We start from the raw sequence: 25780 nt of genomic DNA on the forward strand, positions 1-25780 counted from the left end.
TCCGCGATGGCCACAATGTAGGCCATGGGCGAAGGCGACGTGGGCGGCCGCCGCCGAGCGCATGCCCCGCCGCCGTCCGACGTGTGCCCGTACCAGGGCCTCGTGCCGTTCGAGGCCGAGAAGGCCGGCCTGTTCTTCGGACGCGCGTCGGCGACGCGCAACCTCCTCGACCGCCTGGCACCGCGGCTGCGGGAGCGCGGCTCCGTCCTGCTGGTCTCGGGGGCCTCCGGGGTCGGCAAGTCGTCGCTGTTACGGGCCGGGTTGATGCCCGCGCTGGCGGCGGGCGAACTACCGGTCGACGGATCCTCGCGGTGGCCGCGGCTGCTCGTCAGCCCCACCTCGGAGCCGTTACGGGCGCTCGCCGGCGAATGGGCGAAGGCGTTCGGCGGGGACGCCGAACGGGTGCGGGAGCGGCTGCGCGACGATCCGGGGGCGCTGGCCGGCGCCGTCCCGCCGCCCGGCCGCTTCGTCCTCGTGGTCGACCAGTTCGAGGAACTGTTCACGCTGGTGGCCGACGAGCACGAGCGCCAGGCGTTCGTCCGGGCGCTGCACGCGATGGCCGGCCGGCCGAGCGGCGCCGCGGTGATCGTCGGCGTGCGGGCGGACTACTGGGACCGCTGCGCCGCCTACCCCCAGTTCGCCGAGGCCATCCAGGACGGCCAGGTCATCGTCGAGCCCATGGCGGAGCCGGACCTCCGGCTGGCCGTCGCGGGCCCCGCCGCCGCGGCGGGCCTGGAGATCGAACCCGCCCTGGTCGAGACCGTCCTCGCGGACCTGCGCGCCGGCCGCGACGCAGGCGACCGCTACGAGGCCGGGGCCCTGCCGCTGCTGTCGCACGCCCTCAGCGACACCTGGGAGAGGCGGGAGGACGGCCGGCTGACCGTCCGGGGGTACGAGGAGGCGGGCGGCGTCCACGACTCGGTGCGGCGCACCGCCGACGACGTCCTCGCGCGACTGGACCCGGCGGACCGCAAGACCGCGCTCAGGCTCCTCCGCCGGATGACGGTGATCACCGCGGGCGGGCGGGTGGCGCGCCGCAGGGTGACCCTGAAGGAGGCCCACGCCGCCGCGTCGGCGGACTCGGCGCAGGAGCGGGCCCGCGTCGACGCGCTGCTGTCCTCGTTCGCCGACCGGCGCCTGCTCACCCTGCACGAGGACGCCGTCGAGATCGCCCATGACGCGCTCCTGACCGCGTGGCCGACGCTCCGGCAGTGGCTCGAACCCGACCTCACCGCGCAGACCGTGTACGACGCGCTCGTCGAGGACGCCGCGGAGTGGGACGAGCACCACCGCGACTCCGCCTTCCTCTACCGGGGCGCGCGGCTGCTGGCCGTCGACGACGTCCGGCCGCGCTGGGACCGCGACCCCGTCAGCTTCCCGCCAACCGGCCCGACCGCCGCGGGGTTCCTCGCCGCGTCGTCCCGGGCGGCGCGGCGGGCGGGCCGCCGCCGCCGCCTCGTCCAGGCCGGGCTCGCGACGCTGTCGGTCCTCGCCCTCGCCGCGGCCGGCGTCGCCGTCCACGCGGCGGACGACGCCGGCCGGCAGCGCGGCGTGGCGGTCTCCCGCCAGCTCGCCGCGCAGAGCGAGGCCACCGGCGACGCCGCGCTGTCCTCGATGCTGGCCGTGGCGGCGTGGCGGATCGCCCCCACCGACGAGGCCCGCAACCGCGTGCTGACCGCGGCGGCCCGCACCGGCCGGGGCACCCTGGCCGGGCATGCGGGCGGCGTCACGGCACTGGCGTTCAGCCCCGACGGCTCGGTCATCGCGACGGGCGGCCACGACCGCGTCGCGCGGCTGTGGGACGCGGCGTCGCGGCGGCAGCTCGGCGCCCCGATCGAGCCTCCGCGGGACGAGTGCTCGGGCGCGTCCGGCGTCCGGGAGGTGGCCTTCGCCCCCGACGGCCGGACGCTGGCGACCGCGTGCCTCGGCACCGTCCGGTTCTGGGACGTGGCCACCCGCCGCGAGGTCGGCGCCCCCCTGGAGGCCGAGGGGGTCGTGTCGGCGCTCGCCTACAACCCGGCCGGGAAGACCCTCGCGACCGGGGACTTCAGCGGTGTCGTCCGGCAGTGGGACGCGGTGTCGCACCGGCCGCACGGGCCACCCATGGGCCGCGCCGACACCGGGCTGGAGCACTCGACCATGCTCCACGCGGTGGCGTACAGCCGGGACGGGAGGACGCTGGCCACCGCGGGCAAGGACAGGACCGCGCGGCTCTGGGACACCGCCGCGTCCCGTCCCCTCGGAGCCCCCTTCGAAGGCCACACCCAGGACGTCGTCGACGTCGCCATCAGCCCGGACGGCACCACCCTCGCGACCGTGAGCTGGGACAGGACCGCCCGGCTGTGGGACGTCCCGACGCGGCGGCAGAAGGGCGCCCTCAAGGACCGCCGCGCCGGCTTCGACTCGATCGCGTTCAGCCCCGACGGGACGCGGGTCGCCACCGGCGGGGACAGCGGCCGCACCGTCCTGTGGGACACGGCCGCCCGGAAGCAGGTGTTCGCGCTCTCCGACAACGTCAGCCCCGTCGAGCGCGTCGCGTTCAGCCCGGACGGGGGCCTGCTCGCCGCCGCAGGCGGGGACGGCGTGGTGCGGCTCGCCGACCCCCGCACCCACCAGCAGATCGGGACCCCGATGCCCGCGCAGGGCGCCGTCGCGCTGAGCCCGGACGGGCGGACCCTCGCCGCCGGGGCGCCCGGCGGCGACGACCCCGCGGTCCGGCTGTGGGACGTGGCCTCCCAGCGTCCCGCCGGACCCGCGCTGAAACCCGAGGGCGCGCGCCGCCCGGTCGCCACGATCGCCTTCCTGCCGGACGGGCGGACGCTGCTGACGGCCGGTCCGGACGGCCTGCGGCTCTGGGACGTCGCGAGCCGCCGGGAGATCGCCCATGACGCGACGCTGGGCGGCGCGGCCGAACTCAGCGCGGACGGCAGGTTCGCCGCCGTCCAGCACGACGGGGCCATCGCCTTCTGGGACGTGGCGCGCCGCCGGGAGAGCGGGCCGCGGCTCCGCGTCCCCGGGCACACCGACGTCGTCACGGCGATGGCGCTCAGCCCCGACGGCGCGACGCTGGCGACCGCGGGCTTCGACAACCGGGTGCGGCTGTTCGACGTCGCGTCCCGCCGGCAGCTCGCCGCGCCGCGGGCCGGGGCCGGCGGCGGGTTCGTCAACGACCTGGCGTTCGGGCCCGGCGGCCGGACCCTCGCCTTCACCGCCGCCGACTCCACCGTCCGGCTCTGGGACGTGCCGCGCCGCCGCCCGGTCGGCCTCGCCCTGGTCATCCGCACGGGCGCGATCACCGCGCTCGCGTTCAGCCCGGACGGCCAGGTCATCGCCACCGGCTCCACCGAGGACGAGGTGCAGCTGTGGGACCTGCGCGCCCACCGGCCGCTCGGCGGCCCGATGACCGGCCACACCCGGGGCGTGACGGCGCTCGCCTACCGCCGGGACGGCGGCGTCCTCGCCACGGTCGCCGGCGACGGGACCGCCCGGCTGTGGGACGCCGGGACGCCCGCCGACCCGGTGGCCGCGGCGTGCGCCAACGCCGGCCGCTCGCTCACCCGCGACGAATGGGAGAACTACGTGCCGCAGGAGGACTACCGGCGGACGTGCCCGTGATGCTCCTGCGCGGCTTCCTGCGCGGCTTCCGGCGGCGGACCGGCCGGCCGGCGGCGGAGCTGTCCGCGCTGTTCCGCTCGATCGTCGCCGAGAGCCGGACGGTCCACCCGGTCGCGGCCGACTTCCTGGACCACTTCATGGACGGCGCCGGGGCGACCCGCACGCTGCCGCGCCGCTGGCTGCGCTCGTTCCGGGCGATCCGGCGCGCCGAGCGCAAGAACCAGCGCAGGTTCGAGCGGCAGCTCGCGGCCGCGGCGGGCCGGCTGGAGGACGGCGCCTCCACCTGGCTGAACGACCACTGGGACGCGCGGATCAACGCGTTCATCGGCACGGAGCTGTTCTACGTCAGCCGGATGAGCCTGCTGCGCTCGCAGGGCTCGTTCGTCCTGACCCGGACCGGCCGGGAGGTGAAGGTGTCGGGCACGGTCCGCCACCACTGGTTCGATCCCTACGACTGGGACCGCGGCCGGTGGGTCTACATCCCCCGGCACGGCTTCGTCCCCATCGCGGTCGGCCGCGACCTGGTCGAGGCGGACGAGGCGCGCAACTACCTGATGGAAGCGCGGCACGTCCAGACGCTGGAGGGCGTCTGCGCGGACGGCCGGTGGCCGCGGCGCGGCAGGACCGCGTTCACATGGGCGCTGGTCTCGAGTGGGCAGTGATGGGGACGGGGCGATGACCGCGGACGACCTCCGTCCGCCCGGCCCGGCCGGGGCAGGGAGCACGGAGGACTTCGTGCGGGCGCTGGTCCGGCTCAGGCGGTGGGCGGGCGAGCCGTCCCTGAGCAGGCTCCGCGCCCTCGGCGGCCAGGCCGCGGCCTCGGACGGGACGACGGTCGACGCGCTGCCGAAGAGCACGGTCTCGCACGTCCTGCGGCAGACCGGCAAGCTGCCGCGCTGGGATTTCGTCAAGGCGTTCGTCACCGCCTGCCTCCGCTACTGCGACCACCCGGCGGAGCTGATCCCCGGCGAGCTCGAACGCTGGCGCGCGGCCCGCACGGCCCTGGCGGGGGCGCCGGAACCCCCTGCGGCGGACGCGGCGGACGAACCGGCGCCGCTCGCCGAGGTGCCGAGCGCGGCCGAAACCGGGAGCACCGACGGCGTTCCCGGGCTGGACCCGGCCGTCGAGCTGCTGGCCCGGCGGGTGGCGCGGGAGGAGGACCGGGCGCGCAAGGGGATGCTCGGCGGCTACCGCATGGCGCCGGTCACCTTCGGCGCGGACGCGGACGCCGTGTCCGGCGGCGAGGCCGGCGGCGACCTGGACTCGATCGGCGGGTTCTTCCGCGGCCTGCGCCCGCGGCGCCTGATGGTCGTCGGGGAGTCGGGCGCGGGCAAGACGGTCCTCGCCGTCGAACTGGTGCTGCAACTGCTCGAACCGTTCCTGACCGGCGACGGGCGCCCCGAGGACCTGCCGATGGTGCCGGTGCGCCTCAACGCCGCCCGGTGGACGCTGGGCAGCCCGTTCGAGCCGTGGCTGGCCGAGCAGCTGCGGCGGGACTACGGGCTCGCGGCCGGGGACGCGCTGCGGCTGGTGCGCGGCCGCCGGGTGCTGCCGGTGGTGGACGGGCTGGACGAGCTGGACCCGGAGCCGTCCACCGGGCCGCCGCGCCGGGCGATCGGGCTGCTGACCGAGCTCAACCGGTACAGCGACCTGTCCGGGCGGCGGCCGGGCCCGGTCGTCGTGACCTGCCGGGCCGACCGCCACGCCGAGCTGTTCGAGGCCCGGACCGGCCTGGCGGACGCCGCCCGGATCCATCTGCGCGACCTGACGCGGGAGCAGATCGGCGTGTACCTGCGGGCCCGCTGGCCGGACGGCCACCCGTGCGCCGTCCACCGGGACGGCGTCCGCGCCGCGCTCTCCGGGCCGTCGGGGACGGCCGTCCACATGGCGCTGGCCACACCGTGGCGGCTGCTGCTGATCGCGACGGCGGCGGAGTCCGGCGCCCGTCCCGCCGACCTGCTGGACGCGGACCCGGGCGACGACCCTCGCGAGGCCGCGGCCCGGATCGCCCGGCGGCTGCTCGCCACGTACGTCCCGGCGGCGACGCGGCTCACCCCGCGCACCGCCCACGGCACCCCGTACCAGCCCGAACAGGTGCGGGCATGGCTGGTCCACCTGGCCGAGCACCTGCGCCGGCAGGGCCCGGGGGCCGCCGGGCCCGCCCGGCCGCCCGGCCTGACCGGGATCGACGTCGTCCCGCACCTGCTGTGGCCGATCGGCGGGCGGCGCCGGGTCCGGGCGCTGCACTTCGCCGCCTGCCTCGTCCTCGCGGTCATCGCCATGCTGGCGTTCTGGACGGGGTCGGCGGTCGACGGCCCCGGCGATCTGCGCGACGGCCTCGACGGCGGCGAGGGCCTCACCCTGGCGCTCATGGCCGGCTGGGTGGGCATCGCCGCCGGCCTGTCGCTGTCGCCGTGGCCGTCCGCCGCCGGGGGGCGCGCGAACGTCCCGCGCGGGCGGCGGGCGATCGGCGGCCTGCTCGGCGCCCTGGCGGGCCTCCCGGCCGGGGTGCTCGGCGGGCTGGCCGGGCTCGGGCTGACCGGGGGCCGGGTCTTCGGCCCCGGCTACGCCGTCGCCGCGGGGGCGGCCGGCGGCGCGGTGCTCGGCGCGGTCATCGGGCTGACCGCCGCCGGGCGGCGGGGGGCCGAGCACATGACCGCGGCCGAGGCGGTCCGCGCCGAACCGCTCACCCTGCTGGGCTTCGGGCTGTGCGGCGCGCTCACCGGGCTGCCGCCGCTGCGGCTCGCCCACGCCGGCCCGGTGTTCCTGGCGCTGGGCGTCGCGGGGGCGTTCGCCCTGGCCTTCGCGCTCGGCGTCGTTTTCAAGATCACCACAGGCGGCTGGAACCGGGACGCGGAACTGGCCCACCCGCGCGAGGCCCTGCACCGCAACCCGGCCATCGGCACGGCCTTCGGCCTCACCGGCGGCGTCGCCGCCTTCCTGGTGTTCGCGCTGAACCGCGACGCGGGCACGGCGCTGGCGTACGCGCTCGTCGGCGGGGTCGCCTTCGGCCTCGCCTTCGGCGCGATCGCCTGGTGCCGCGCCATGATCGGCCTGCTCGTCGCCGCCGCGCGCGGCCTGCTCCCGCTGCGGCTCTGGATCTTCCTCGACTGGGCGTGCGAGGCCCGGCTGCTGCGCGTCAGCGGAGCCACCTACCAGTTCCGGCACCGCGAACTCCAGGACTTCCTGACCCCGCCCGAATGACCGCCCGCTGACCCGCCCGAATGACCGCCCGCCGCCCGGGACGCGCCGCCGCGCAGGACGCGCCGCGGCCTTCGCCGCCGCGCGTGAAGCGGAGGCGAAGCCGATCCGAAGCGTCCGGGCGTTAGCTTGGCCCGGCCGGGCCGCCCCGGGAACACCCGGTTCGCGGACCCGGAACCGTTCCCCTCCTGGCTGGCCCCACCCGGGAGGGGAACACCTTCCCGGCCACGCCCGAGCGGCCGTTGCCGGTACGCGGGACGCCGGTCCACGCCGCCCACGAACAGCACCCGCGTCACCGGCACGCCCTACGACTACGGCCTGGCGCCGATCCCCGCCGTCCGGCGCGCGGGGGTGATCCTCGCCACGCCGGCGGCGTCCACGGGCCGCGCTCTCCGGAACCATGCGGCAAAGATCGTTTGAGTGCCATAGTGTCACCGCGTGCGTACGCCGGCGGACGACCCCGGAGCGGCCGGCCCCCGGCGGAACCGGAGGACGGTCGCCGTCCGGCGTGCCCGCGCCGTCCTGGACGCGCTGGACCACCTCATCCAGGGGATGGGCACCGCCCTGCTGTCGTTCGCCGCGCTGCTGTCGGTCCTCCTCATCGTGCTGCTGTGCGCCGTGGGCGTCGGCCTGGTCCTCGCGCCCGCCCTGCCGCGGGTCGTCCGGGCCATCGCCGAGCGGGAGCGGACGCGGCTGTCCCGGTGGGGACCCGAGATGATCACGCTGGGTCCCGCGCCGGGCCGCGGCCGGGCCGTGCTCGGCGACCGGGCCCTGCGGCGGGAGCTGGGCTGGCTGGCGGTGCACGGCACGCTCGGCCTGCTCGTCGGCGCGGTCGGCGCGACCCTCGTGGTGAACGCGGCGCAGAACGTCACCTACCCGCTGTGGTGGCGGCTGCTTCCGCCGGACGACGCCGCCCCGACGCTCGTCTTCTGGAGTGTCACCGAGGACCGGGACGCCCTGGCGGTCGCGGCCCTCGGCGTCCTGATGGCCGCGGCGTTCACCGTCGTCGGGCCGGAACTCGCGCGGTTGCAGGCGTGGCCCGGCCGGCGCCTGCTCGCCCCGCCGCCCGACGCCGACCTGTCGCTGCGGGTCGCGCACCTGTCCGCCACCCGCGCCGCGGCGCTGGACGCCCACGCGACCGAACTGCGCCGCATCGAGCGCTCCCTGCACGACGGGGCGCAGAGCCGGCTGGTGGGCGTCACCCTGCTGCTCGGCGCGACCCGCCGCGCGCTGGCCCGCGACCCCGCCGACGCCGAGGCGCTGCTGGACCGCGCCCAGGACGCCGCGGAGCAGGCCCTGGCCGAGCTGCGCGCGGTCGTGCGCGGCATCCTGCCGCCCGTCCTGGCCGACCGGGGCCTCGCCGGGGCGCTGGACGGGCTCGCCGCCGACTGCGGGGTCCCCTGCCGGGCGGACGTCGACATACCCGGCCGCTGCGCCGTCTCCGTCGAGGCGACCGCCTACTTCGTGATGGCCGAGGCGCTCACCAACGTCTCCCGGCACAGCCGGGCCCGGCACGCCGTCCTGACCGTCCGCCGCCGCGGCGACCGGCTGCTGCTGCGGGTCCAGGACGACGGCGTCGGCGGCGCCGACGAGCGCGCCGGCTCCGGGCTCGCGGGGATCCGCAGCCGGATCGAGGCGCACGACGGCCGGCTCACCCTGACCAGCCCGCCCGGCGGGCCGACGATTCTCCGGATGGAGCTGCCGTGCGGATCGTGATCGCGGAGGACGACCCGCTGCTGCGGGAGGGCATGGCGCTGCTGCTGCGCGCCGAGTCCCTGGACGTGGTGGCGGCCACCGGCTCCCCGGACGCCTTCCTGGACGCCGTGGACGCCGGCGAGCCCGACGTCGCCATCGTCGACGTCCGGATGCCGCCGACGCACACCGACGAGGGGATCCGGGCGGCGGTCGAGGCGCGGCGCCGCCGGCCCGGACTGGCCGTCCTCGTGCTGTCCGCCCACGTCGAGCGGGCGTTCGCCGGGGAGCTGCTCGCCGGCGGCGCCGACCGGCTCGGCTACCTGCTGAAGGAGCGGATCGGCCGCGTCGAGCAGTTCCTCGTCGCGCTGCACCGGGTGGCGGAGGGCGGCACCGCCATCGATCCCGAGGTCGTCACGCAGCTGCTCACGCGCGGCCGCCGCGACCGCGGGCTGGAGCGGCTGACCGCCCGCGAGCGCGACGTGCTCGCCCTGATGGCCGAGGGGCTGGGCAACGCGGCCATCGCCGAGCGGCTCTTCGTCACCCACGGCGCCGTCCACAAGCACATCCGCAGCATCTTCGCCAAGCTCGGCCTCGCCCCCGCCGACCGCGCCGACCGCAGGGTCGCCGCCGTCCTCCGCTACCTGGAGGACGCCCGGCGGTGAGGCCGGGACGGCGGGGGCGGCCGGCTACTCGCGGACGCCGATGCCCTCGACCGGCGGGGTGCGCAGGAGCCGCGCGACCGGCAGCACCGCGGCGGTCAGCGCGAGCAGGACGCTGCCGCCGCCGATGGTGATCCAGCCGAGCGCCGGGACGTACGGGACGCGCTGCCCGACGAGGGCGTTGACGATCGAGGAGAGGGTGAACGCCGCGATGCCGCCGCCGATGGCGAGCGCCACGCCCAGCAGGACCGCCTGCTCGGCGTAGGCCATCCGCCGCACCTGCCCGCGGGTCATCCCGACCAGGCGCAGCAGCGACAGCTCCCGGGTCCGCGACAGCCCGGCCATGACCAGGGTGTTGGCGGCCGCGAGCACCGCGTAGCCGACCAGGACGGCGATCAGCATCTTGTTCAGCCAGGCGCTGATCGCCAGGTCCTGCGCGAGTTCGCCGGTCAGCTCGCTCGTGCCGGTCACGGTGCTCGCCGGATACTCGGCCGCGAGCCCCGCCAGGGCGCCGGCCGCGTTCGCGCCCGGCGCCGTGCGGATGAGGACGCGGTCGTCGAGGCCGCTCGCCGTGTGCCCGGCGAGCGTCTCGTTGGCCAGCGTGACGTCCCCGAACCCGAAGTTGCGGTCGTAGATCGCGACGACCCGCAGGGTGACCGGCGTGCCGTCGCCGAGCCACAGCTTCGCGTCCTTCCCGACCTTCCAGCCCGCCGAGTCCGCCGCGGACGCGGACACCGCGACCGTCCCGCCGCGCAGGTCGGCCAGCCTCCCGGACCGGACGCCGAGGTCCATGGTCTGCTCGGCGCCCTGCGGGTCGACGCCCTGCGCGACGACCGCCATGGCCCCCATGTCCGCGGGCGTGACGACGGAGGTGCGGCGGACGCCGGTCGCGGCGACCACGCCCGGGATCCGGCGCGCGTCCGCCGCCGCCGACGCGGGCAGCCCGGCGGCGCCGACCAGCGCGTGCTGGGCGATCGTGCCGTCCCGGCTCTGCGCGACCGTCTGCCGGTCCAGGTTGTCCTGGAGGAACCAGACGGTGCCGCCCAGCCCCACGGACAGGACGAGCGCGGTCAGCACGGCCACCATGCCGCGCGCGTTCACCCGCAGGTTCGCGGCGGCGAGGTACCCGCTGCTCCCCCAGACGCGCCGCACGACCGGGTCGAGGGCCAGCGCGGCGCCCCGGTTGATCCACGGGGCGAGCAGCGCGATCGCCAGCACGAACATGTACAGCATGCCGACCGCGGCGCCCATGGCCGTCTGGCCGGTGGCGGCTCCGGTGACACCGATCATGGCCACCGCGCCGCCGAGGCACACCAGGCCGGACACGATCCGGACCCTGCCGCCGAGGCCCCGCTCGACGGCCGCCTCGCCGAGCGCCTCGGTCGGCCGGATGCGGCCGGTGCGCCGCGCGGCGATCCAGCCGGAGAGCAGCGCCACGGCGGCGACCGACGCGGTCGCCGCCGACGCGGCGAGGACGCCGCCGCTCATCGTGAACGAGGCGGGGACGAAGCCCCGCGCGACCAGCTCGTCCCGGAGCCAGGCGGTGGCGGCGAAGCCGGACGGGATGCCCGCCGCCGCGGCGAGCACGGCGAGCAGCCCCACCTCGCCGAGGATGAGCGTCCGCACCTGGCCGGGCGTCGCCGCGATGGCCCGCAGCAGCGCGAGGTCGCGGCGGCGGTGGCGCACCGACAGGCCGACCGTGGCGGCGACCACGAAGATGATGATCACCGCGGCGTAGCCGGCGAACGCCCCGCCCGCCTGCACGGCCAGGTCCCTGGCGGCGACCGCCGCGGGCTCCTCGGCCAGCCCGCGCTCGTCGCCGGTGTACGCCGTCGCGTCCGCGCCGTCCGCGACGCGGCGCACCGCGGCCGTCACGGCGTCCCGGTCGGCGCCCGGCGCGGCGAGCACGCCGATCGCGTCGAAGCGGCCCCGGTGCGGGTCGAGCGCGGACGCCCGCGCGTCGGTGAAGTACAGCGCGGCCCCCGTCCCGGACGCGCCGTCCGTCCCGACGACCCCGCTCACCCGGAACCGCTGGACGGTCCCGCCGGTGAGGAGCTGCGCGGCGGCGCCGGGCTTCAGCCGCCCGGCCTCGGCGAGGCGGGCGTCGACGGCGATCTCGTCGTCGGCCCGCGGCGCCGCGCCGGACACCATGCGGTGCCCGGCCAGCGCCGTGCTGGCCCAGCCGTGGCCGGTCACCGGGACGTCCGGCGCGGCCGCCGCGGCGACCACGATCGAGCGGTCCCCGACCGCGCTCCGCACGCCGGGGATCGCGGCGAGCCGCGGGACGAGCGACTCCGGCACGCCGCCGCGCTCCGGCAGCACCACCGTGGTGCGCTCGCTCTCGCCGAACTTCTCCGGCCCGGCGACGGTGAGGTCGCGCTTGGCGACCACGGCGACCGCCGCGGAGTACCGGTCGGTCACGCCGTTGTAGCGCAGCCCGGACTCCGTGAGGAGCCCGCAGACGGTCAGGACGACGACACCGGCGCAGAGCGCGATGAACGTCGCCACGAAATTGCCCTTGCGGAACCGCAGCATCCGCAGTGCGAGGTGCAGCACCGCTCAGCCCTCCCGGCTCGCGACGGGCCGGCGGCGGCCGAGCATCGCCAGCTCCTCGGCGATCCGCGGCGCGCCGGGCTGCGGCATGTCCCGCACGATCGAGCCGTCGGCGAGCACCATGACGCGGTTGGCGTAGGACGCGGCGACCGGGTCGTGCGTCACCATGACGATCGTCTGCCCGGACTGCTCGACCGCCGAGCCGAGCAGCGCGAGCACCTCCGCCGCGGTCTGCGTGTCCAGCGCGCCGGTCGGCTCGTCGCAGAAGATCACCTCCGGCCGGGTGACGAGCGCGCGGGCGATCGCGACGCGCTGCTGCTGTCCGCCGGACAGCTCCGCCGGACGGTGCCGGAGCCGCTGCGCCAGCCCGACCCGCTCGACCACCTCGGCGACCCACGCCGGATCCGGCCGCGCGCCCGCCAGCCGCGACGGCAGCAGGATGTTCTGCTCCACGGTGAGCGCGCCCACGAGGTTGAACGCCTGGAACACGAAGCCGATCCGGCTGCGGCGCAGCACGGTCAGCTCCTTCTCCGACATCGACGACAGGTCCGTGCCGCCGAGCACGACACGGCCCGAGGTCGGCCGGTCCAGCCCCGCCGCGCAGTGCAGCAGGGTGCTCTTCCCGGAGCCGGACGGCCCCATCACGGCCGTCATCGTCCCTCGGCGGAACCGCGCGTCGATTCCGGCGAGCGCGACGACGGGGTGCTCGTCGCCGTAGGTCTTCTGGACGCGTTCGACGACGACGACGTCGTCGAGCGGGGTCACTGGCATGGGGAGCGGTCCTCCGGGAGATCGTTCGAATTCGACGGCTTCCGACGTTAGGAACGCCGCCGGCCCGCGGCAATGCAGCCAGTTGCCCATGCGAGGTAGTGCAGGCTGTACCGCCGACCGTCCCGTGGCGGTACCCGACGCCGAGGTCCCTGCATCGGCAGGAATTGGTCGCGTTTCCGGAAATTGTGAGACATACTGCGCCGCTATTCGGTGCGGGCCGCATTTCACTGATCATGTACGGCCCGCCCCTTGGCGCCATCCGTGCCGCGGATCTGGCCATTGGGGGACGGACGTGGTCCACTATTGCCATGGCAGATCCGATGACCATCGCCATCGCCACCGCCATGGCGGGCAAAGCCGTCGAGGTCGCGGGCGAACCGGTGCGGGCGGCCGTCGCCGAGCTGGCGCAGCGGGTGCGGGAGCGGTTCCGCGGGCGTCCCGCCGAGGAGGCGGCGCTGGCCGGGGCCATCGCCGACGACGGGCGGATCGGGGAGCTCCAGGCGGCCGTCCGGCGGCTGCTCGACGAGGACCCGGAGTGGGGCGCCCGTCTGGAGGCGATCTGGAACCAGGCGCAGACGGCCGCGACGGCGTCCGGGGACGGTGTCGTCAACGTCCACAACGGGCCCGCCGAAAAGGTCGTCCAGCTTCGCGACGTCCAGGGCGACCTGAACATCAACTGAGGCCGCCCGATTTCCCGGCCCCCCATTCTGCGCGGTGCGCCCGGCCGCGGCGGCGGCCGCGAACGATAAACTCCGCCCTCGCGGAACACTGCGATCGTAGGGAGGGCGGCGATGGGCGGACCGCCGCGCGTCTCACCGGCCGACCTCGCCGACGCCAGCGGCGTGGGCGTCCCCCTGCTCGGCGAGGACGGCTCGGTGCGCGACCCGCTCGTCGCCGTGGACCTGGGCGGCGAACCCGACGGCGCGACGGTGGAGCGGGCGGTGCGCCACGCGCGTGCGGCCGACCGGCTGCTGATCGGCGTGCTCCCGCCGGGCGCGGACGCCCGGCCGCCTCACCGCGAGCTGACGGAGGCCCTGGACCTCACCTTCACCGGCCCCGGCCTGGACGCCGGGCCGCCGTCGGTCGCCACCGCCGACCCCGAGCGGGCGCTCCGCGACCTGTGGGAGGCCGTGACCCGCAACCCGCAGGCCGCGCTGGTGCTGCGCGGCGTCCTCAGGACGACCCCGCTGCTGCCCGTCGAGGCCGCGCTCGACGTCGAGTCCTACGCCTACTCGACCCTGCTCGGCGGCCCGGAGTTCGCGCGCTGGCTCGCGGCGCGCGGGCCGCGCCCGCTGCCCCCCGAGGTCCGCGACCCGGTCCTCGTGGAACGGACCGGGGACGCCGGGCTGCACATCACGTTGAACCGGCCGGAGCGGCGCAACGCCTACGGCCGCCAGGTGCGGGACGCGCTGGTCGACGCGCTCCAGATCGCCCTCCTCGACCCCGGAGCCGGCCGCGTGCTGCTGGACGGCGCCGGCCCGTCGTTCTGCGCCGGCGGCGATCTCGACGAGTTCGGGACCGCGCCCGACCTCGTCACGGCCCACCAGGTCCGGACGCGCGGCGGAGCCGGACGCCTGGTGCACCGGCTGCGCGGCCGGATCGAGGCGCGCGTGCACGGCGCCTGCGTGGGCGCGGGCATCGAGATACCCGCGTTCGCGGGGACGCTGCGCGCCCATCCGGACGCCACGTTCCGGCTGCCGGAGGTGTCGATGGGCCTCATCCCCGGAGCGGGCGGGACGGTGAGCGTCCCGCGCCGGATCGGGCGCTGGCGCACGCTCTACCTCTCCGTGACCGGCTCCGCGATCGGCGCGTCCACCGCCCGGGAGTGGCACCTGATCGACGGCTGACGGCGCCATCGGTGTGAGTCTAAAGTTCTCAGCCTTGCGGGCCCTCTGCCTCGATGCCCTCTGGTCAAGCTATTGACGGTCGCCGAGAACTAACATCTAATAGTCACATGCTGATGTGATCTAGACCACGCGAGGAAGCGTCCGGCGCCGACGCGACGCGCATGGCCCGTCCCTCCGACTCTCGACGCTCCCGCGGGGCGTCGCCCGGCGGGGACTCCGACGCAGTTCCACCCCCCCTCCAGCGGAAAGTTGGTCCAGCCATGCCCGGAACGAGGTCCGCGAGACCCGCCGCGCTACTGATCGCAGTGCTGGTGCTCGCCGAGACGGTGTCGGCCTTCGAGACGACGATGGCCGTCCAGTTGCTGTACGCGAACAACCCCTTCTTCGGAACCGACATCAGCAAGCTCACCTGGATCGTGACCGCGTACATGCTGGTGGCGGCCGCCGCCACGGGCGTGTGCGGCCGCCTCGGGGACCAGTTCGGGCGCACCCGCGTCCTGAACGTCGTCCTGCTGGTCTCGGCGGTCGGCTCCATGGTCAGCGCGGTGGCCCCCAACCTGGAGGTCGTCATCGCGGGCCGCGGCCTCCAGGGCGTGTCCGGCGCCGTGCTGCCGCTGGTGATCGGGCTGGCGCGCGAGGTCCTGCCGAAGGAGAAGGTCACCGTCGGGATCGCGGTCGTCAGCGCGTCCGCGCTGATCGCCGGGGCCTCGGGCATGCTGGTGTCCGGCTTCATCCTCGACCACTTCCAGTGGCGGTACATCTTCTGGACGGCGGTGCTGCTGGCCGCGCTGGCGATCCTGGGCGTCCGCGCGGTCGTGCCCCGGTCCGCCGCCGACCCGGCCGACCGCGGAAAGGTCGACTACCTGGGCGCCGTGCTGTTCTCGGCGGCGGTCGGCACCGTCCTGTTCGGCGTCACCCGGTCGAGCGAGTGGACGTGGGCCGACTCGCGGACGGTGGGCTTCATCGGCACCGGGTTCGTGCTGCTCGCGTTGTGGACGGTGTGGGAGCTGCGCGTCGCGCACCCGATGATGGAGGTCCGGCGGTTCGCCAACCCGAAGTTCGCCATCGGGATGCTGGCCACCGTCATCATCGCCTTCGGCGTCTTCGGGCTCAGCCAGGTCATGCCGACGGCCGTCATGCGCACCCCGACGGAGATCCCGGTCCCGGGCCGGGCGCCGATCGACCTGCCGGTCGGGCTGGGGCTGACGGCCACGGCGGCGGGGCTGGTGGGCGGCCTCGGCGCGCTCGTCGGGTTCCTCCTGTCGCCGCTGCCCGGCCGGATCTCGCGGCGGTACGGCGCGGCCCGGACGGTCCTGCTGGGGTCCGTGGTCGCCGTGGTGGCGTTCTGGTCCGTCCTCCAGCTGCACACGACGGTGGGCGGGTTCATCGCCTTCACGCTGGTCAGCTCGATCGCCGTCACCTTCTGCTACGGCGCGCTGCCGACGCTCATCGTCGAGTGCGTCCCGGAGGAGGAGACGAGCGCGGCCGTGGGCATGCAGGCGGTCGTGCGGACGACGTTCCAGGGCGTCGCCGCGTCCTTCTCGGGAGTGTTCCTCGCCCGGGGCGAGATCAAGGTCGGTGAGCTGGCCTTCCTGAGCGAGGAGGGGCTGCGGACCACGGTGGTCGTGGCGATCGCCGCGTCCGTGATCGGGCTCCTGCTCGCCGTCGCGGCGTCGCGGTACCGCGAGTCCACGCTCGCCGGGCGCGGCGGGGAGCCCGCCCCCGCCGGGCTCGCGCCGGCGGCCCGGCTCGACTGAGGATCCCGAGGCCGGCGCCCCCGCGCGAGGGGCGCCGGCCTCGGCCGTCGACCATCCCGGAACGCGACAGCAGCCCAAACTACCGATCTATTAGTCTCGCAAGAATCACCATCGCAAACGCGCTATAACCTGGTAAATGCCATGCATCGTCTTGACTACCGCACTTGCAGATGAGTCTAATAGTCTCATGACTGAGAGACTCAGGTCACATCGACGAGACGAGGTTCCGATGGCCGCCACCCTCCCGCTCGCCGATGTCCGCGTACTGGAGTGCACCGGGGGCGTGCCCGGCGCGTACTGCGGCAAGCTCCTCGTCGACGCCGGTGCGGAGGTCGTGAAGCTGGAGCCGGCGGGCGGCGACCCGCTGCGCGCCTGGCGCGCGGCGGACGCCCCCGCGACCGGCCCGGCGGAGCCCGCGCCGCTCTTCCAGTTCCTGGCGGCGGGCAAGCGGTCGGTCGTCGCGGACGGCGTCGCGTCCGGCGCGGCCCTAGACCTGGTCCGGGGCGCGGACGTCGTGCTCGTCGACGGGACCGGGGGCTGGGATCTGGCGGCCGTGCGGTCCCGCACGGCCGCCGCCGACCGGACCGTCGTCGTCGGCATCAGCCCGTTCGGCGCCGAAGGGCCCTACGTGGACGAGGGCGTCCAGGCCAACGAGTTCATCCTCCAGGCGCTGTGCGGGTCGATCGGCAGCCGCGGCTGGCCGGGCGAGGAGCCGCTGCAGGCCGGCGGCAGGCCCGGCGAGTGGGTGGCGGGCGCGTACGCGGCCCTCGCCGCGGCGGCCGGCCTGCGCGCGCTGCGGCGCACCGGGCGCGGCGACGTCTTCGACCTGTCGGTCTACGAGGCGATGATCGTCACCATGGGCGGTCTCGGCGCCGTCACCGCGAGCGTGCTCGGCGATGACGCGCCGATGCCCGGCCGGAGCCTGGAGATGCCGTCGATCGTGCCGACCGCCGACGGACTGGTCGGCTTCTGCACCATCACCGCCCAGCAGTTCTCCGACTTCCTCGTCCTCATCGACCGGCCGGACCTGCTCGACGACGCCGACCTCGCCTCGTTCGCCGGGCGCGCGCGGCGCCGCGAGGAGTTCCTGGGGATGGTCCACGCGTGGGCCGCCACGCGCACCACGGCGGAGATCGTGGAGTTCGCGGCCGCCCTGCGGATCCCGGTGGCCCCGATCGGGACGCCGGAGACCGTGGCCGGGATCGACCAGTTCCAGGAGCGCGGCGTCTTCGTCAAGAACGCGCTCGGGCACTTGCAGCCGCGCGTCCCCTACCGGGCGGACGCGTTCGAGGCGCCCCTGCCCGGCAGGGTGCCGGAACTGGGCCGGGACACGGGCCGGGTGCACTGGCCGGAACGCGAGCGCGCGGCCAGGCCGGACGCTCCGGCGGGCCGGCGGCCGCTGGACGGGGTCCGGGTGGCCGACTTCACCGCCTTCTGGGCCGGCCCCACCGCCACGCAGCTCCTCGCGGCGTTCGGCGCCGACGTGGTCAAGATCGAGGGCGTGCGCCGCCCGGACGGCATGCGCTTCTCCGGGGGCCGCCCGCCGAGCGTCGACCGGTGGTGGGAGTGGGGCCCGGTGTTCCTCGCGAGCAACGCCGGCAAGCGCGGGATCACCCTGGAGCTGAGCGATCCGGCGGCGCGGGAGCGGGCGCGGGACCTGGCCTTGAAGATCATCGGTCGGAGCGACGTCGTCATCGAGAACTTCTCGCCGCGCGTGATGGCGAACTTCGGGCTGGAGTGGCCGCAGGTCTCGCGGGCCAACCCGCGGGCCTGCATGGTCCGGATGCCCGCCTTCGGGCTGGACGGCCCCTGGCGCGACCGGGTCGGGTTCGCCCAGACGATGGAGCAGGCCGGCGGCATGGCCTGGATGACCGGGCACGCGGACGGGCCGCCGGTCATCCCGCGCGGCGTCTGCGACCCGATCGCCGGCCTGCACGCGGCGTTCGCGGCCGTCCTCGCCCTGGAGGAGCGCGACGCCACGGGACGGGGCGTCCACGTCGAGGCCACCATGGTGGAGGCCGCCCTCAACGTGGCGGCGGAGGCGCTGATGGAGCACACCGTCCGCGACGTCACGCTGCGCCGCGACGGCAACCGCGGACCGGACGCCTCGCCCCAGGGCGTGTACCCGGCGGCCGCCGGCGACGAGTGGGTGGCGATCGCCGTGACGGACGACGCGCAGTGGCCCGCGCTCGCCTCGCTCATCGGCCGCCCGGAACTGGCCGGCGACCCCGGCCTGGCCACCCGGCGGGCGCGTCGTGCGCGGGCCGGGCGGATCGACGAGGCGATCAGGGCGTGGGCGGCGGGCGTGCCGGTCGAGGACGCCGTCCGGGAACTGCGGGCCGCGGGCGTCCCGTCCGCCAGGGTGACGCCGCCCGCCGACCTGCTGGCGGACGAGCAACTGCACGCCCGCGGCTTCTGGGAGCGGATCCGCCACCCGGTCGCGGGCGACTTCCTCACAACGGGCATGCCCTACAGAACCCCTGCCGTGCGGGACGGGTGGCTGCGGAACGCGGCGCCGCTCTACGGCGAGCACAACCACGAGGTGCTGGCCGAGATCGGCCTCAGCGAGAGCGACATCCGGGCCCTGGAGGGGGACGGCGTCATCGCGGCCCGTCCCGCCGGGCTCTGACGGCGTCCCGATCGCGCGGGCCGGGCGGGAACTCGTCCCGCCGGCCCGGCGTATCGGAACGCTGAACCGCGCGCCGGAGGGCTACGATCGGCCGCGAGGAAACGGCGATCGACGGGGCATCGACGGGGACATCGACGGGGACGGCGTGCAATTCGAATCGGCAGGGGAAGCGGGCGGCGAGGCTTCCGCCGAGCGGGATCCGGCCGCGCCCGGCAGCGGCGAGCTGGGGCTGCCGACGACGGCGTACCTCGTGCTGGGGGTGCTCATCGTCACCGACGAGTCGCTCACCGCGGGCGAGATCAAGGTCCGGGCGCAGCACACCGTCGGCCACTTCTACTGGGCGCCCGCCGTGAGCCACATCCGGCGGGAGCTGGCGCGCCTGATCGAGCACGGCATGGCGGTCGAGCGCGCCATCCATGTCGGACGCCGCAAGATGACGGTCTACGAGGCCACGCCCCGCGGCGAACGCGCGCTGCGCGCCTGGTCCGAGGCCCTCCCCGGGGACGAGCCGGTGATGCTCAAGCATCCCCTGATGCTGAAGCTCTGGCTCGCCGGGGACGCCGAGCCGGCCGGGCTCCTGGAGGCCATCGACCGCTACCTGGAGACCGTCCAGAAGTCGATCGACGAACTGCAGTGGAGCCAGGCCCGGGGCAGGGAGCTGGGCCTCCTCGGCGAGCCGGCGCGCAAGTACTCGCAGCTGGTGTCGCACTACACCCTGCGCTCCCTGTACGCCGAGATCGCCATCATCCGGCAGCTGCGCGACGAGATCGACTGGGGCATCGGGGACGCCTACGAGCGGCACCGCGACCACCCGACGACCCAGCTGCGGCGCAGGGCGCAGCGCGACAGGGAGAAGGGCGAGGAGAAGGGCGAGGACAAGGGCGAGGGCGCCTAGCCTCAGTCGCTGGCGGGAAGCGGCCTGGCCTCCTTGATCACCAGCGGGGTGTCGCCGTCCGACAGCGTGCCCGCCCCCGGGCTGGTCACCAGCAGTTCGAGCGTGTCGTCGTCCGGGTGGGTGTAGCGCTTGCCGAGCTGCGATCCGCCGTCGTAGGGGCTCAGCGGCGCGCTCGCGGGATCCCGGTCGCCGGACGGGGACACCGGGACCCCGCCGCACCGCAGATCGAACGTCCGCGCGCCCGGCCGGATGACGATGACGCCGGTGCCGCACACCTTGCTGTGCAGGCGCATGCCGGGCTTGATGATGTCGGTCAAATCCTTCTCCTGTCCGGGAGGGAACGGTCGGGCGGGGGCGCCCGTCAGGGACGGGCGGGGGAGGCGAGGGCGGCGGCGACCTCGCGCCGCAGCAGCTTGCCCGTCGGCGTGTAGGGCAGGTCGTCCCGGAAGACGACCTCGTCGGGGGTGCGGGACCCGCGCAGCCGGGCGCGGACGAAGGCGCGCAGCTCGGCGGCCGTGTCCGCGCCGGCGGAGCGGGCCCCCGCGTCGAGGACCACGACGGCGACCAGGCGCTCGCCCCAGTCGGGGTCGGGCCTGCCCACCACGGCGACCTGGCGGACGGCCTCGTGCGCGAGCAGGACGTCCTCGATCTCGGCGGGCGCGATGTTCTCCCCGCCGCGGATGATCGTGTCGTCGGCGCGTCCCTCGATGTACAGGTACCCGTCGCCGTCGATGCGGGCGCGGTCGCGGGTGGGGAACCAGCCGTCCGGGTCCAGGACGGAGCCCGTGCCCGCGTACTCGCCGGAGACCTGCGCGCCCCGGACCCACAGCTCGCCGGTCGCGCCGGCGGGCAGCGCCGCGCCGTCCGCGTCGCGGATCCGGGCCTCGACGCCCGGGACGATCCGGCCCGCCGAGCCGAGGCGGTGCGCTTCTCCCGCAGCGAGGGCCGCGCGGTGGTCGTCGGGCCCGAGGACGGCGATCGTGGAGCTGGTCTCGGTGAGGCCGTAGGCGTTGACGAAGCCGGTCGAGGGGAACGCCTCCAGTGCCCGGGTGAGCACCGGCAGCGGCATGCGGGCGCCGCCGTAGGCGAGCGACACCAGGCTCGGGCAGCCCGCCGGGCGGCCCCCCAGGTGCTCGACGATCCGGGCGAGCATCGTCGGGACCACCATGGCGTGGCTGACCCGCTGCCTCCTGACCAGGTCGAGCCACCCGTCCGGGGTGAAGTCCGGCAGGTAGGCCACGCGGCGGCCGGAGTAGACGTTGGTGAGGACGGAGCCGATCCCGGCGATGTGGTACGGCGGGACGCTGAGCAGGGCGCAGTCGTCCCGCGACGCCGCCCCGAACTCGACGGTCCCGAGGACGTAGGACAGCAGGTGCGAGTGGCGGAGGATCGCGCACTTGGGCTCCGCCGTCGTGCCGCTGGTGAACAGCAGCACCGCGGGGCTCTCCTCGGTCGCCTGCGCGCCGCCCGCGTCCGGGGCCGCCGCGTCCGGGTCCTGGGCCGCGAGGAGGCCGAACCACTCCCGGGTGGTGACCGACCTGACCGCGTTGCCGGGCGGTTCCACGGCGTGGGCCGCGTCGGTGACCAGCACCGGCGAGTCGAGACGGGCGATCAGCTCGCGCAGGGCGGGCGCGGGCAGCCGGTAGTTCAGCGGCGCGAACGGGACGCCGGCGCCCGCGGCGGCGAACAGCAGCGCGGGGACCGCCTCGGAGTTGACGCCGATGAAGGCCACGGACCGGCCGCCCCAGCGCCGCAGCAGCGCGCTTCCGGAGTCCGCGAGCGCCGCGAGGCCGCCGAAGGTGGTCGCCGACTCGTCCGCGCCGGACACCAGCGCCGCGTGGTCGGGCCCGGCCTGCGCGGCCATGTCCAAGATCAGGCGGAGGGTCATCTGAACTCCACGCTCCGTTGTCCAGGTGGATGTAACTAATAGTCCATAACGAGGATCACATACTGTCCGGATCTGCGCCAGACCCTCCGGGGTGCTTCCCCGTGCCAGGACGTGACGGTCAGTCGACGTATACGAATTCTTCCCTGCATGGACGGGGTCCATGTTGTGGTCGGTGCCGCATCTCAAGCGGGACGGTTGTTCGTCCGATCCCCTTGACAGTCGATGGGCTCGTAAGTCTAATAGTCGTACAAGGTGGTGATCTGCACCACAGCGAATCGACCCATGGGAGTACGAGTGGGCGCATCGAATCGCCGGGCCGTCATCGCCGGGGTGTGCAACACCCGCCAGGCCCGGCGACTGGAGGGCGAGACCTCCCGGAGTCTCATGGTCCAGGCCGTCCGCGGCGCCCTCGACGACGCCGGGCTCGACCTGTCCGACGTCGACGGGGTCGGCTCCGGCGCGGACGGCACCTCGCTGATCTACGACCTGCGCCTCGGCCCCGCCTGGCAGGGCAGCGCGTTCGGCATCGGCATGTTCGACGAGGCCGCGGCCGCCGTCGAACGGGGCCTCGCCGACGTCGTCGTCGTGGTGGCCGCGCAGGCCGGCGAGTACACCGACCATGCCGCGACCGCGCCGTGGACCCGGCCGGAGAACGAGTTCGTCGCCCCGTGGGGCATGTTCACCGCCGTCGAGTTCGCGCTCATCGCGCGCCGGCACATGGAGGTCTTCGGGACGACGCGCGACCAGCTGTCACGGGTGGCGGCGACGATCCGCAACAACGGGGACCGCAATCCCGAGGCCGTCTACCACGGCCGGGGCCCCTTCAAGCCGGAGGACATCCCCGCCTCCCGGCCCATAGCCGACCCCTTCCACCTCCTCGACTGCGCGATGACGTCCGAGGGGGGCTGCGCGGCCGTCGTCACCACGGCCGAACGCGCCCGCTCGCTGCGCCGCAAGCCCGTCCACATCCTCGGCGGCGGGGCCGACTTCTACGGGCCGTCCTACCAGTACCCGCCCAGCTGGGACCTGCGCGGCCGGCGGGACGGCGCACCGAACGGATGGGCCGGCGCCCGCGCCGCCGACATGGCGTTCCGCCACGCCGGACTGGACCGCGACGACGTCGACGTGCTGGAGCTCTACGACCCCTTCTCCTTCGAGATCATCCGCCAGCTGGAGGCCTTCGGGTTCTGCCCCCGGGGCGAGGGCGGGGCCTTCGTCGAGGACGGCCGCATCGAGCTGTCCGGCAGCCACCCGATCACCACCGACGGCGGCCTGATGTCCTTCAGCCACGCCGGATCGAACCCGCAGATGATGCAGCGCGTCATCCGCGGCGTCCAGCAGCTGCGCGGCGAGGCCGGCCCGCTCCAGGTGCCCGGCGCCCGCGTGGCGCTCTGCTCGAACGGCGGGGCGGGCGCCCTGTTCACCACCGTGACCCTGTTGGGAGACGATCTTCCGTGACCGCTCTGCTGCGCCCCCAGACCGGGGACGTCCCGCACGCCGTGCCCGGCCCGGTCACCCGGCCCTTCTGGGAGGGCTGCGCCCGGGGCGAGCTGCTCTTCCAGCGGTGCGGCCGGTGCGCCGCCACCGCCTTCCCGCCGAGCGAGCACTGCCGCGAGTGCCAGGCCCGCGAGCAGCGCTGGGAGGCGAGCGCCGGACGCGGGGTCCTCTACAGCTGGACCATCGTCCACCGGCCGGTCACCCCCGCGTTCGAGACCCCCTACGCCGCCGCCGTGGTCACCCTGGACGAGGGCTACCAGATGCTGACCAACATCATCGGCACCTCGCCCGGCCTGCTCCGCGCCGACCTGCCCGTGCGGGTGTCGTTCCACCGGGCCGGGACCGGCCCCTGGCTCCCGTACTTCACCCCCGCCTGACCCGCTGGACGCGTCCCACCCCGACACCGAGCGAAGGGCTCACCGTGCACAAGGACGACTTGATCCTGATCAGCGTCGACGACCACATCGCCGAGCCGGCCGACATGTTCGAGGCCCACGTCCCGGCGAGGTACCGGGACCGGGCACCGCGGGTCGTCCTCGAACCCGACGGCGTCCAGCAGTGGTACTACGGCGACCTGCGCGGCCGGAACATGGGCCTCAACGCCGTCGCCGGCAAGCCCCGCGAGATGTACAACATCGACGCCAGCAGCTACGACGAGATGCGGCCCGGCTGCTTCAACGTCGACGAGCGGGTCCGCGACATGAACGCCGGCGGCCAGCTCGCCGGGCTCAACTTCCCCAACTGGACGGGCTTCTCCGGACAGGTGCTCAACCAGGGCCCCGACCGCGACCTCAACCTGATCATGATCAAGGCGTACAACGACTGGCACATCGACGAGTGGTGCGGGGCCCACCCCGGCCGCTTCATCCCCTGCGGGATCCTGCCGCTGTACGACGTCCAGGAGGCCGCGAAGGAGATCCGCCGGCTCGCCGCGAAGGGCTGCCACGCGGTCACCTTCTCGGAGAACCCCGAGGCGCTCAAGATGCCGAGCATCCACACGAAGTACTGGTATCCGCTGTTCGAGGCCGCCAGCGAGTGCAAGACCGTGCTGTGCACCCACATCGGGTCGTCGTCCCGCGCGCCGATGTTCTCCACCGACGCCCCGGCGAGCGTCAACATGACCGGCTCGTCGCTGATGAGCGCCTACACCGTCCTCGAACTGATGTGGGCCGAGTTCTGGGGCGACTTCCCGGACCTGAGGTTCTCCCTCACCGAGGGCGACATCGGCTGGATCCCCTACTTCCTGTGGCGCGCCGAGCACGTCCAGAACCGGCACTCCGGCTGGACGAAGCACACCTTCCCCAAGGGCTACGACGGCCCGTCCGACGTGTTCAACCGGCACGTCTACACGTGCTTCATCAGCGACAAGGTCGGCCCGAGGGTGCTCGACTGGCTCAACACCGACATGGTCTGCTGGGAGTCGGACTACCCGCACTCCGACAGCAACTGGCCGTTCGCGCCCGAGGACGTCGCCGAGAACCTCGGCCACCTCGACGACGCGCTCATCAACAAGATCACGCACTTGAACGCGATGGAGGCCTACTCCTTCGCGCCGTTCGAGCACGTCCCCCGGGAGGACGCGACCGCCGGGCGCCTGCGGGCGCAGGCCGCCGACGTCGACGTCGTCACCCGCGTCGGCCGGGAGGCCAGCCAGCGCGACCTGGACGCCTGGGCGCGGATGACGCAGTTCGCCGGGCAGCAGGGCGCCACCGCGAACGCCGACATCTCCGACCGGGCCGACAAGCTCGGCGAGACGGTCTGAGGCCGTCCGATGGCGCTGAGCCTGTGCGTGCCGCCCAGGCCGGGCGAGCTGTGCGCCCCCGTCCGGCTGCGGCTGCCCGGCGACCACTCGACGCAGCAGCTGACGTCCCGGCACCGGGTGACCGGCGTCGAGACCGGCGACGGCGGCGAGGTCGTCGTCCGCGTCGAGATCACGGACCCGCAGACGTCGCGGCCGATCGACGTGCGCTTCGACGTCGTCCGGCCCGGGGCGCGGCCCACGGCGCGGTCCGTGCTGCTGGGGACGGTGCGGCGGGGCGGCGAGCCGGCCGAGGTGTACGGCACCTACCTGGGCGTCGTCGCCGACGAGAACTAGCGGCCATCGATCCCGGCGGCGCCGCGAGCGCACCGCCGGGGGACGGGAGCGGAGACCGGGCATGGACCACGACATCGGCGTCCTGATCATCCGGCTGGCCCTCGGGCCGATGCTGATGGCGCACGGCTGGAACAAGACCTTCGGACCGGACGGGCTGGCCGGGACGGCCCGGTGGTTCGAGGCCCTCGGCCTCCGCCCCGCCCGGCTGCACGCCCGGCTCGCGGCGGGCGCCGAGCTCGCCGCCGGGCTCGCGCTGACGCTGGGCTTCCTGACCGGCCTCACGGCCGCGGCGTTCGTCGGGCTGATGACCGTCGCGGCCCTCACCGACCACCGCGGCAAGGGCTACTTCGTCTTCAAGGGCGGCTGCGAGTACACCGTCCTGATCGCCATGGTCGCCGCCGGGCTCGCGGCCACCGGACCGGGCGGCTGGTCGGCGGACGAACTGCTCGGCCTGGACCTGTCGGGAGCCTGGTGGGCCGCCGCGGCCGTCCTGGCGGGCCTGACCGCCGGCCTCGCCCTCATGACCCTCGGCCACCGGCGCAGCCCCGCCCCCCGGGCCGCCCCGTAGGAGCCGACGCGCCGCGCCCTCGCGGTCCCGCACCGGCCGGGCGGGAAGATCACGGTAATCCGTTCAAGGTCATCGGGCGTCCCACCGTAGAGGCGAGCTTCACCAGCAAA

General features: G+C 75.2%; 19 protein-coding genes. 15 read left to right on the forward strand and 4 right to left on the reverse strand.

Annotated elements, in window-relative coordinates:
* Positions 1-24: 24 nt before the first annotated feature.
* From ACA511_RS11970 to ACA511_RS11990, 5 genes are all read left to right on the forward strand, one after another.
* Complete coding sequence (locus ACA511_RS11970) at positions 25-3615, forward strand: AAA family ATPase (protein WP_375024208.1); 3591 nt, start codon at positions 25-27, stop codon at positions 3613-3615.
* Positions 3606-4277 carry a hypothetical protein gene (locus ACA511_RS11975; RefSeq protein ID WP_375024211.1) on the forward strand — a complete coding sequence of 224 codons (672 nt, stop codon included), beginning with the start codon at positions 3606-3608 and terminating at the stop codon, positions 4275-4277. Before ACA511_RS11970 ends, ACA511_RS11975 begins: the two co-directional genes overlap by 10 nt.
* A 13-nt stretch (positions 4278-4290) precedes the next feature.
* Positions 4291-6819, forward strand: coding sequence for an NACHT domain-containing protein (locus tag ACA511_RS11980; RefSeq protein WP_375024212.1), 2529 nt, complete (start codon positions 4291-4293; stop codon positions 6817-6819).
* 435 nt (positions 6820-7254) lie between these two features.
* Entirely contained in the window at positions 7255-8532 is a 1278-nt protein-coding gene (locus ACA511_RS11985; protein ID WP_375024213.1) for a sensor histidine kinase, read from the forward strand.
* The gene (locus ACA511_RS11990; protein WP_375024214.1) at positions 8520-9173 is read left to right on the forward strand and encodes a response regulator transcription factor; all 654 of its coding nucleotides are present in this window, start codon (positions 8520-8522) and stop codon (positions 9171-9173) included. Before ACA511_RS11985 ends, ACA511_RS11990 begins: the two co-directional genes overlap by 13 nt.
* Before the next feature lie 24 nt (positions 9174-9197).
* On the opposite strand, the gene ACA511_RS11995 is transcribed toward ACA511_RS11990, so the two are convergent.
* A complete protein-coding gene (locus ACA511_RS11995; protein ID WP_375024215.1) occupies positions 9198-11726 on the reverse strand; it encodes an FtsX-like permease family protein in 2529 nt (842 codons plus the stop codon).
* Positions 11727-11729: 3 nt separating this feature from the next.
* The gene (locus tag ACA511_RS12000; protein WP_375024216.1) at positions 11730-12494 is read right to left on the reverse strand and encodes an ABC transporter ATP-binding protein; all 765 of its coding nucleotides are present in this window, start codon (positions 12492-12494) and stop codon (positions 11730-11732) included.
* Positions 12495-12802: 308 nt separating this feature from the next.
* On the opposite strand from ACA511_RS12000, the gene ACA511_RS12005 reads away from it, so the two are divergent.
* From ACA511_RS12005 to ACA511_RS12025, 5 genes are all read left to right on the forward strand, one after another.
* Complete coding sequence (locus ACA511_RS12005) at positions 12803-13174, forward strand: hypothetical protein (RefSeq protein ID WP_375024217.1); 372 nt, start codon at positions 12803-12805, stop codon at positions 13172-13174.
* Positions 13175-13285: 111 nt separating this feature from the next.
* A complete protein-coding gene (locus ACA511_RS12010; RefSeq protein WP_375024218.1) occupies positions 13286-14341 on the forward strand; it encodes an enoyl-CoA hydratase/isomerase family protein in 1056 nt (351 codons plus the stop codon).
* A gap of 260 nt (positions 14342-14601) precedes the next feature.
* Positions 14602-16098, forward strand: coding sequence for an MFS transporter (locus ACA511_RS12015; protein WP_375024219.1), 1497 nt, complete (start codon positions 14602-14604; stop codon positions 16096-16098).
* 229 nt (positions 16099-16327) lie between these two features.
* On the forward strand, positions 16328-18727 hold the full coding sequence (locus ACA511_RS12020; RefSeq protein ID WP_375024220.1) for a CoA transferase: 2400 nt from the start codon (positions 16328-16330) through the stop codon (positions 18725-18727).
* Between the two features lie 145 nt (positions 18728-18872).
* Positions 18873-19622: a hypothetical protein gene (locus tag ACA511_RS12025; RefSeq protein ID WP_375024221.1), complete on the forward strand. Its 750-nt coding sequence runs from the start codon at positions 18873-18875 to the stop codon at positions 19620-19622.
* 2 nt (positions 19623-19624) lie between these two features.
* Here the strand turns inward: ACA511_RS12025 and ACA511_RS12030 are convergent, their stop codons facing one another.
* Both ACA511_RS12030 and ACA511_RS12035 read right to left on the reverse strand, forming a co-directional pair.
* The gene (locus ACA511_RS12030) at positions 19625-19939 is read right to left on the reverse strand and encodes a hypothetical protein (protein ID WP_375024222.1); all 315 of its coding nucleotides are present in this window, start codon (positions 19937-19939) and stop codon (positions 19625-19627) included.
* Between the two features lie 44 nt (positions 19940-19983).
* Positions 19984-21510, reverse strand: a complete 1527-nt coding sequence (locus ACA511_RS12035) for a class I adenylate-forming enzyme family protein (RefSeq protein WP_375024223.1) — start codon at positions 21508-21510, stop codon at positions 19984-19986.
* Positions 21511-21804: 294 nt separating this feature from the next.
* On the opposite strand from ACA511_RS12035, the gene ACA511_RS12040 reads away from it, so the two are divergent.
* From ACA511_RS12040 to ACA511_RS12060, 5 genes are all read left to right on the forward strand, one after another.
* The gene (locus ACA511_RS12040; protein WP_375024224.1) at positions 21805-22968 is read left to right on the forward strand and encodes a thiolase family protein; all 1164 of its coding nucleotides are present in this window, start codon (positions 21805-21807) and stop codon (positions 22966-22968) included.
* Entirely contained in the window at positions 22965-23384 is a 420-nt protein-coding gene (locus ACA511_RS12045; RefSeq protein ID WP_375024225.1) for a Zn-ribbon domain-containing OB-fold protein, read from the forward strand. Before ACA511_RS12040 ends, ACA511_RS12045 begins: the two co-directional genes overlap by 4 nt.
* 44 nt (positions 23385-23428) lie before the next feature.
* Positions 23429-24769, forward strand: coding sequence for an amidohydrolase family protein (locus tag ACA511_RS12050; RefSeq protein ID WP_375024226.1), 1341 nt, complete (start codon positions 23429-23431; stop codon positions 24767-24769).
* 9 nt (positions 24770-24778) lie between these two features.
* Positions 24779-25102: a hypothetical protein gene (locus ACA511_RS12055; RefSeq protein ID WP_375024227.1), complete on the forward strand. Its 324-nt coding sequence runs from the start codon at positions 24779-24781 to the stop codon at positions 25100-25102.
* Between the two features lie 61 nt (positions 25103-25163).
* Positions 25164-25670 carry a DoxX family protein gene (locus tag ACA511_RS12060; protein ID WP_375024228.1) on the forward strand — a complete coding sequence of 169 codons (507 nt, stop codon included), beginning with the start codon at positions 25164-25166 and terminating at the stop codon, positions 25668-25670.
* The last annotated feature ends 110 nt before the right edge of the window (positions 25671-25780 follow it).

Source organism: Actinomadura sp. GTD37, from assembly GCF_041951365.1.
GTDB lineage: Bacteria > Actinomycetota > Actinomycetes > Streptosporangiales > Streptosporangiaceae > Spirillospora.